Below are 8401 nucleotides of genomic sequence, written 5' to 3' on the forward strand. Positions count from 1 at the left end.
GGCGGGAGGAACCTCGTGAGAGGTTCGTGCAAGGTCTGTGTCAGGTCCCCCCCGCAACGTCCGGGGCGTGGATCTTGGCGCGAGGATCGAGGGCGACTTCGCCCGGCGGGACTCCGGCGCCCTTGCCGCGGCGTTCCGGCGCTGGCGGGGGGGCCAGGAGGCCCTGCGGCGCTTCGCCGACATCGAGGAGCTCGTCGCGGCATGTCGGGCAGGCGACGGGTCCTGGGAGGCGGCGGACGCCGCCCTGGCCGCCCTCTGCCTGGAGGCCAGGACGGGCGACGAGGACGCAGCGGCCCTGCTGTTGTGGCTTCTCCTCCCGGGGCTTCTCACCGTCCGGGCCAGGCTGGCCGTCTGGCGGGTGCTCGATCCGGAGGACCTCGACGCGGAGCTCCTGGCGGGTCTGTGGGAGGGGGCGGCGGCAGTCGACCCTTCCACGCACCGGGTCGCCACCCGCCTGCTGAACGCGGCCCGGTGGAGGGCACTCGCCGCCTTGCGGGAGGCCATCGACTGGACCGAGAGGACCGAGGAGCTTGGGCCGGAGGTCGCGGCCTCCAAGGTCCCGGCGACGCCGGGCCCGGAGCCAGGGGACGTGCTCGCGGAAGCCGTCAGGGAAGGGGTGCTCTCCCGGGAAGACCTCGAACTTGTCCTCGCCACTCGCGGGGCGATGAGGGATATCTCGGGAAGGCTCGGGGTGTCGCTGCGGGCCGCACAGAGCCGGCGCCACCGCGCCAGAGAGCGGCTGCGCGCGTGGCTCGGTGAGTCCTGACATCGACCTTGCACGAACCCTTCACGGACCTTACACCCCCGACCTTGCACGAAAAGTCGCCGCCCTTACACGGAAACTTCGAACACCTCCAGCGCTGTTCCCCTCTTTGTAGAGGTGCCGGTCCCGCGGGACGGGAGACCGAGAGTGCCGGCCAATCGACGGGAGCGCGCGATCCTCGGCTCCCTCCCCGGGCCCGGCCCAATTGAAAGAACGCGGGTCCAACGGAACGGGATGGAGGAAGCGATGGAGTTGGCGGCGTTGCTGGCTCAGGCCCAAGGGATGGAGCGGATCGTCCAGATCCTGGACGGCCTGCGCAACGCCCTGGTGGCGGTCTTGGTGACGCTGTCGATCCTCGCCCTGACCTACGCCGGGGTCCGGTACGTCATCGCGGGAGGGGACCCCGCCGGGGTGGAGAAGGCGAAGGGTGCCGCCAAGTCGGCGCTCATCGGCCTGTCGCTGGCCCTCCTCGCCCCGGTGGTCATCGGGATCGTCAAGCGGATCCTGGGTGAGTAGGGCGTGGTGCGGCTCCTTCTCGTCGCGGCCGTGGCCCTCGGGGTGGTGCTCGCCCTTCCCTCCGCGTCCGCCGCGGAAAACCGCGGTCCCCAGGAGGAACCTTCTCCCACGCCGAGCGTGAGTCCGTCACCGAAGCCCGAACCTTCCCCGGAAGATCCGTTCCCGGAGCCCGAGAAGCCCGGGTTCTTCGATCTCATCGGCCGGATCCGCTACGCGATCAGCCAGTGGTTCTCGAACCTCGTGACCTCGGCCCTCCGCCCCGTCTTCGATTTCTTCGGGCGAACCGTCTTCTCCACCCCCGCCGTTGCCACCAACGACCGCATCGTCCAGCTGTGGGGGATCTCCCTGGGGATCGCCGACGCCCTCTTGCTCCTGTTCCTCCTGTTCGGGGCGGGGCTGGTCACCGTGGGCGGCGGGCTCTCCTCCCAGCTCACCGCCAAGGAGCTCCTGCCTCGCCTTCTGGTCGGGGCGATCGCGGCCAACGTGAGCCTGATCGTCCTGCGCTACCTCATCGACCTGTCGAACGCGCTGGCGCGGGGGGTGCTGGGCTCTCTGTCGCCCTCCGAGGTGTCGCGGTTGATGGTCCGGTCCCTGGACGACGCGGCCCTCGGGAACCCATTCCTGGCCCTCCTGGCCCTGGCGCTGATCGCCTTCGGGATCCTCGTGATCATCACCTACGTCATCAGGGCCGCCGCCCTGGTGGTCCTGGCGGCGGCGGCGCCCCTCCTGCTGATCTGCCACGCGCTCCCCCAGACCGAGGGATACGCCCAGGCGTGGTGGCGGGCCGTCCTGGCCCTGCTGGCCGCGCCGGTGGCCCAATCCCTGCTCCTGGCGGCGGCGTTCCTGGTGATGCTCACCTCCGACGGGGTGCTCGGGCTCCCCATCGGGAGCGGGTTCATCGACATCCTGGTGATCGGGACCCTCCTGTACTTCCTGTTCAAGGTGCCGTTCTGGATGCTGAAGGCGGCCTTCTCCCAGGCGGGGACTCGGGCCGTCTTCCAGATCAAGCACGCGGCCCGAGCCGCGGCCAAGGCGGTGACCCCGGCGTGAGGGTGCGCGTCCCGGCCGACGTGGACATGGCCGACCGCATCTTCGCCGGATTGACCGCCCGCCAGCTCCTGATCCTGGGCGGCCACGGCCTCGTGCTTGCCCTTCTGTACTTCGGGTTCGGGGAACGGGTCCCCCTGCCGCTCTTCGCTGCGGTCGGTGTGCCGATCGCCCTCGTGGGGCTTGTCTGGGCCACCACCTCCCCGGAGGGGAGCACGTGGGAGCGGATCGGCCTCGCCGCCCTCCGCCACTTCCGCAAGCCCAGGCGGAGGGTCCTGGCCCCCGACGGCGTGGAACCGCCTCCCGACTGGTTCTTCGGGGCTGCCGAGCCCGTGGCGCCGCTGGAGTTTCCGGTGGAGGGCGCGTCCGACGGCCATATCGACCTGGGCCCCCAGGGCGCGACGGCCGTGTGCCGCGCCACGTCACTCAACTTCGGCCTCCGCTCGGAAACCGAGCAGCGGGCGCTCGTGGAGGGATTCGCCCGGCTGCTGAACGCCCTGGACGCGCCGGTCCAGTTCCTGGTGCGCTCGGGCAGGGCCGACCTTCGGGCCGTCATCGAGGCGCTCGAGGAGCGGGCCGGCAGGCTCCCGCACCCCGCGCTGGAGGAGGCGGCCAGGGAACACGCCGCGTTCCTCCGGTCCCTCGCCAGCCGCCGCGACGTGCTGGAGCGGCAGGTCCTGGTGTGCTTCCGGGAGCCTCAGGGTGGCGCTCCTGAGGAGGCCGTGGCCCGCCTGGATCACCGCGTCGAGGAGTCGGCCGCGCTCCTGCGGGGGATGGGGGTCCGGCTCTCTCGACTCGAGGCCGAACAGGCCGCCGAGCTGCTGGTCCGGGCCTCCGACCCGGAGGCGGCCCCGCCTCCCCGCGGAGCCTTCCTGGGGCCCGAACCGGTGAAGGGGAGCTGGTGAACACCGCCACCCTCCTCCGCCGCAAGGCGCCGCCTCCGCCGCCGGGCGGGGTGCTCGGACCCGAGGCGATGGAGATCCTTCCTCGTCGCCTCCGCGCCGGTGAGACCTGGTGCGAGAGCTTCGCCGTGACCGGCTACCCCCGAGAGGTCTCGCCGGGGTGGCTCGCACCGCTGCTGGCCTATCCGGGGCCGGTGGACGTGGCCCTCCACGTGGAGCCGGTGGGGAACGCCGAGGCGGCCCGGCACCTCCGCCGCCAGCTCGCCCGGTTCGAGTCCACCCGCCGGATCGAGGCCAAGCGGGAGCAGCTCAGGGATCCCGGCCTCGAGGCGGCCGCCCACGACGCCGCGGAGCTGGCCGGGGAGCTGGCCCGGGGGGAGGGACGGCTGTTCCGGGTGGGGCTGTACGTGACCGTCCGGGCCCCGAACGAGGAGGCCCTCGAGCGGGAGGTCAGCCGGGTTCGGTCGCTGTGCGCCTCGCTCCTGCTCGACACCCGGCCTGTGACCTTCCGGGCGCCCCAAGGCTGGGTGACCACGCTGCCGCTGGGGATCGACGCCCTCAGGCTCCGGCGCACCTTCGACACCAAGGCCCTGGCGGCATCCTTCCCCTTCGCCAGTGCGGAGCTGGAGGCCTCGGGCGGCATCTTCCTGGGCCGGAACGCCACCACCGGCGGGCTGATCTTCGTGGACCGGTTCGCTCTCGACAACCACAACCAGGTGATCCTGGCCCGCTCCGGGGCTGGCAAGAGCTACCTCGCCAAGGTCCAGATCCTCCGCTCCCTCTACGCCGGGATCGAGGTGCTCGTCATCGACCCGGAGAACGAGTACGAGCGCCTTGCACAGGGCGTCGGAGGGACCGTCATTCGCCTCGGCACCAACGGCGAGCGGCTGAACCCCCTGGACCTCGCCCACGCGGGGGACCCGGACGCGCTGGCCGACCAGGCCTTGTTCGTGCACGCCCTGGTGTCGTCCCTGCTGGAGAAGGTCTCGGAGGAGGAGAAGGCCGCGCTCGACCGGGCGATCCTGGCCGCCTACTCGGAGGCCGGGATCACCTCTGACCCCCGCACCCACGCCCGCCCCGCTCCCCTCCTGGCCCACGTCCTCGGCCACCTGCGGCAGCGGCCCGACGGCCTCGCGCTGGCCGGACGCCTCGAGCCCTACACCTCGGGGTCCCGGCGGGCCCTGTTCGACAGGCCCACCACGGTGCGCCCGGAGGGCCACCTGGTGGTCTTCTCGCTCAGGGACCTGGTCTCGGAGGAGCTGAAGACCGCGGGCACCCTGGTCGCTCTGGATGCCATCTGGCGGCGGGTGGCCCGCGGGGACCGCCGGCCTCGGGTGGTGGTGGTCGACGAGGCCTGGTGGCTGGTGGCCGCCGCCGGGGGCGCGGGGGCCAGGTTCCTCCAGCGCCTGGCTAAGTCGGCTCGCAAGCACTGGTGCGGGCTCACCGCCATCACCCAGGAGGTGGGGGACCTTCTCTCCACCGACCTCGGCCGCGCCATGGTGGCCAACGCCGCCCACCAGGTGCTCCTCCGTGAGGAGCCCCAGGAGGCCGAGGCCCTCGCCCGGGTGTTCAACCTCTCCGACGGGGAGAAGAGCTACCTCCTCACCTGCGACAAGGGCCACGGCATCCTCGCCGTCGGCACCGAGCGGGCCGCGCTCCAGGTCGTGGCGTCCGAGGCGGAGCACCGCCTGGCCACCTCCAGCCCCGCAGACCTCACCGGGGAGGACGGGCCGTGAAGGGGCTGAAGAAGCTCGCCTGCGCGGCGGGGCTCGTGCTCCTGATCCCCGTGCTGTTCATCGGCGCCGCCGTCGGAGCCGTGAGCGGCGAGGAGGGCTCCGCTCCCGTCCCGGGGGTGGGGTGCGGGGCCGCGACCGCCGGACCCACGCCGGCGGTGCAGCGGTTCCGGGCCGCGCTGTTCGAGGAATTCCCCGACCTCCAGTCCCTGGGGATCTGCAGCGTCCGGAAGACCCGGGGGCCGTACGCCAGCGGGGAAACGTGGAGCCAGCACGCCTACTGCAACGCCGAGGACTACACCCGCCCCGGTGCCCCGGCCACGTTGGACCCCGTTGTCTGGTGGATCGAGGAGCACCGCGAGGCGTTCGACGTCAACCATCTGATCACCTATCGGGCGGGGAGCGGCTTCGAGCACGTCATCCATGTCGACTTCCACCCTGAGCGGACCGGGGACCCTCGGGGCCGGACCTGCCAGGCGGGGGAGCTCGCGGCCATGGCCCTCACCCACCCCCGGATCTCGTGGCGGCCAGAGGCCAGGGCGGACGTGGCCGCCGGGAGGGTCGATCCCCGGGTCCTCCAGATCCTGCTGCACCTCGCCGAGCGGCACGACCTGGGTCCGGTGGGACCCTTGATCACCGGGCACTCCTACTACGTCCGGGGAACGCTTACCCCCTCGAACCATGTCTTCGGGCGGGCGGTGGACATCGCCGTCATCGATGGGGAGTCCGTATCGCTCGCCAACCCGGCGGCCCTGGATGCCATGGAGATGGTCCTCCAGCTGCCCCTGACACTGCTCCCCGACGAGCTCGGGGGACCATGGTCCTTCCACCACAAGAGCGTCAGGGTGTTCACGGCCGATCACGGCGATCACCTCCACGTGGGGTGGGACCGGTGAGCCCCCGCCAGGAACGCATCGTCGACGCCGTGGTCCGGTTCCTGGAGGACCCCTGGAGGGTGCTCGGCGGGCTCTTCGGGTGGCTCCCGGACGCTGTCCGCCTTCTTATCGGCGCTGCGGCGGCGGCGCTCGTGGTCATCATCGTCGCCGCCGCGTGGCGGGCATGGCGGGACCGCAGGATCATCCGGGACGCCCGGCGGATCCGGATCCTCCCGCCCGGGGAGACCGATCCCTCCGGGGCCGGGACGCTCTGGATGGGCCTCCACGCCCTCCTCCGGCCTTGGTGGCGCCGGGCCCTGTGGGGCCAGCCCTATCTCGCGTGGGAGATCACCGCCCGACCGGAGCAGGTCGAGGTGTCCATGTGGGTCCCCAGGTCGGTGCCGCCCGGGCTGGTGGAGCGGGCAGTCGAGGTGGCCTGGCCAGGGGCCAGGACCGCCGCCGACCCCGACGACCCGCTGGTCGAGATCGCTCGGGCGAAGGGCGTCCCCATCGAGACCTCAGACCTGGTCCTCGCCGAGCCCGAGTGGTTCCCGGTGGGGGGCGTCGCCGAGGACAACCCCCTGTCGCTCGCCCACGCCGCCCTGGGAGCCCTCCGCGATCAGGAGGCCGCGGCCATCCAGGTACTCGCTCGACCGGTCACCGCTAGGGCCCGGCTCGGCCTCCGCCGGGCGGCCAGGGCCCTGCGGGCCGGGGGCAGGCCCAGCCGGCTGGCCTGGCGACAGGGTCGAGACGCCGCCAGTCACCGCCCAGCCCCGGACCCCTCCCTCGAGGCCGACGTCCGGGCGATCCTGGTCAAGGCGGCCTCTCCCCTGTGGCGGTGCCTCCTCCGGGTCGTCGCGCGCTCTCCCGAGAGGCCCCAGGCCCGCGGGCGGATCCACGCCCTAGCAGGCGCCTTCGCCCTGTTCGAGGGGAGGAACGGATTCCGACGTCGGAGGGTTCGGGGGGGTCTCCGAGCCATCGGTGAGCGGCGGCTCCGCCGCCCCTACCTCCTGTCGGTCCCCGAACTCGCCCAGATCGCCACCCTGCCCGGGAGCGCCTCGATCCCCGGGCTGGAGCGGGCCGCCGCCACCACGGTGCCCGCTCCCAGGGAGCTCCCTCGGGACGGGAAGGTCCTGGGGATCGCCGACCACCACGCGGGGATCGAGCGGGCCGCGGCGATCTCGGTGGAGGACGCTCGCCACCACATCCACGTCATCGGGGAGACCGGCACGGGGAAGTCCACCCTCCTCGCTCAGCTCGTCCTCCAGGACGCGGCGCTCGGGCGCTCGGCGGTGGTGATCGACCCCAAGGGGGACCTGGTGAACGCGCTCCTAGAGCGGCTGCCCCCCGGGTCGGAGGAGCGGACCTGCGTGATCGACCCCGAGGATAGGGACTCCGCCGTAGGCCTGGACGTCCTCGCCGGCGATGACCCGGACCTCGTGGTGGACCACGTCCTGGGGGTGTTCAAGCGGATCTACGAGCCGTGGTGGGGACCGCGGACCGACGACGTCATGCGGGCCGCCTGCCTCACCCTGACCCGAACCAAGGGAGCCACCCTGGCGGAGATTCCGCTGCTGCTCACCGACCCCGGGTGGCGGATGGAGATCCGCGACCGGCTGGCCACCGACGCCACCGGTCTGGCCACCTTCTGGCGGTGGTACGAGCGGATCCCTGAGGCCCAGCGGGCCCAGCACATCGCCCCGCTCCTCAACAAGCTCCGGGCCTTCCTCCTCCGGGGACCGGTTCGGGCCATCGTCGGCCAGTCCTCCTCCCGCCTCGACATCCCCGCCCTCCTCGACACCGGTGGTCTGTTGCTGGTCCGGATCCCCAAGGGCACCTTGGGGGAGGAGACCTCCCGGCTTCTGGGAGCTTTCGTGATCGCCCGGGTGTGGCAGGCCTGCATGCGGAGGGCCTCCGTTCCCGAGGAAGACCGCCCCGACACCGCCCTGTACGTGGACGAGATGCACAACTACCTGGTCCTCCCCCGATCCTTCGAGGACCTGTTGGCCGAGGCCCGCGGCTACCGGCTCGCTCTCGTCCTCGCCCACCAGCACATGGGCCAGCTCAACAAGGAGATGCGCGAGGCCCTGGCCGCCAACGCCCGCACCAAGCTGGTCTTCACCTGCTCGCCCGAGGACGCCTTCTTCCTCCAGCGCCACTTCGCCCCCGAGCTGAACGAGCACGACCTGTCCCGCCTCGCCACCTACCAGGCCGCCTGCCGCCCGTGCATCGGGGCCGGGCAAGGGGCGCCTTTCACCCTCCGGACCACCGCGCTCCCCGCCGGCTCGCCGGAGCGGGCCCGGGCGGTGAGGGACGTCAGCGCCGCGGCCTACGGGAGAGACCGAGACTCCGTGGAGGAGGAGATCTGGAATCGGCAACGCCAAGCGAAGACGAACCTCCTCCCGGAGGAGCCCAAGCCGAAGCCCCCGGGCGGATCGGAGGGCGGATCAGCGGGCGCATCCCCGGGCGGATCGAGGGGCGCGCCATGACGCGCCCACCCCGGGAGCGTCCAATGCCCTGGTCGGAAGGGGCGGGGGGTGGGCGCATCGACTCCGCGACTCGCTT

At 72.4% G+C, this 8401-nt stretch carries 7 protein-coding genes; all 7 read left to right on the forward strand.

Annotated features, from left to right (window positions below):
* Positions 1-67 precede the first annotated feature (67 nt).
* The 7 genes from VGT06_11250 (at position 68) to VGT06_11280 (ending at position 8325) form a co-directional block, all read left to right on the forward strand.
* Positions 68-766, forward strand: a complete 699-nt coding sequence (locus tag VGT06_11250) for a hypothetical protein (protein ID HEV8663698.1) — start codon at positions 68-70, stop codon at positions 764-766.
* 231 nt (positions 767-997) lie between these two features.
* A complete protein-coding gene (locus tag VGT06_11255; GenBank protein ID HEV8663699.1) occupies positions 998-1279 on the forward strand; it encodes a hypothetical protein in 282 nt (93 codons plus the stop codon).
* 6 nt (positions 1280-1285) lie between these two features.
* Positions 1286-2329, forward strand: a complete 1044-nt coding sequence (locus VGT06_11260; GenBank protein HEV8663700.1) for a hypothetical protein — start codon at positions 1286-1288, stop codon at positions 2327-2329.
* Positions 2326-3231: a PrgI family protein gene (locus VGT06_11265; GenBank protein HEV8663701.1), complete on the forward strand. Its 906-nt coding sequence runs from the start codon at positions 2326-2328 to the stop codon at positions 3229-3231. Before VGT06_11260 ends, VGT06_11265 begins: the two co-directional genes overlap by 4 nt.
* Positions 3228-4964, forward strand: a complete 1737-nt coding sequence (locus VGT06_11270; GenBank protein ID HEV8663702.1) for a DUF87 domain-containing protein — start codon at positions 3228-3230, stop codon at positions 4962-4964. Before VGT06_11265 ends, VGT06_11270 begins: the two co-directional genes overlap by 4 nt.
* A complete protein-coding gene (locus VGT06_11275; GenBank protein ID HEV8663703.1) occupies positions 4961-5857 on the forward strand; it encodes a hypothetical protein in 897 nt (298 codons plus the stop codon). The genes VGT06_11270 and VGT06_11275 overlap by 4 nt, the downstream gene beginning before the upstream one ends.
* Positions 5854-8325, forward strand: a complete 2472-nt coding sequence (locus VGT06_11280) for a type IV secretion system DNA-binding domain-containing protein (GenBank protein HEV8663704.1) — start codon at positions 5854-5856, stop codon at positions 8323-8325. The genes VGT06_11275 and VGT06_11280 overlap by 4 nt, the downstream gene beginning before the upstream one ends.
* Positions 8326-8401 lie beyond the last annotated feature (76 nt).

It is taken from the genome of Candidatus Methylomirabilis sp., from assembly GCA_036000645.1.
Classification (GTDB): Bacteria; Methylomirabilota; Methylomirabilia; order Methylomirabilales; family JACPAU01; genus JACPAU01.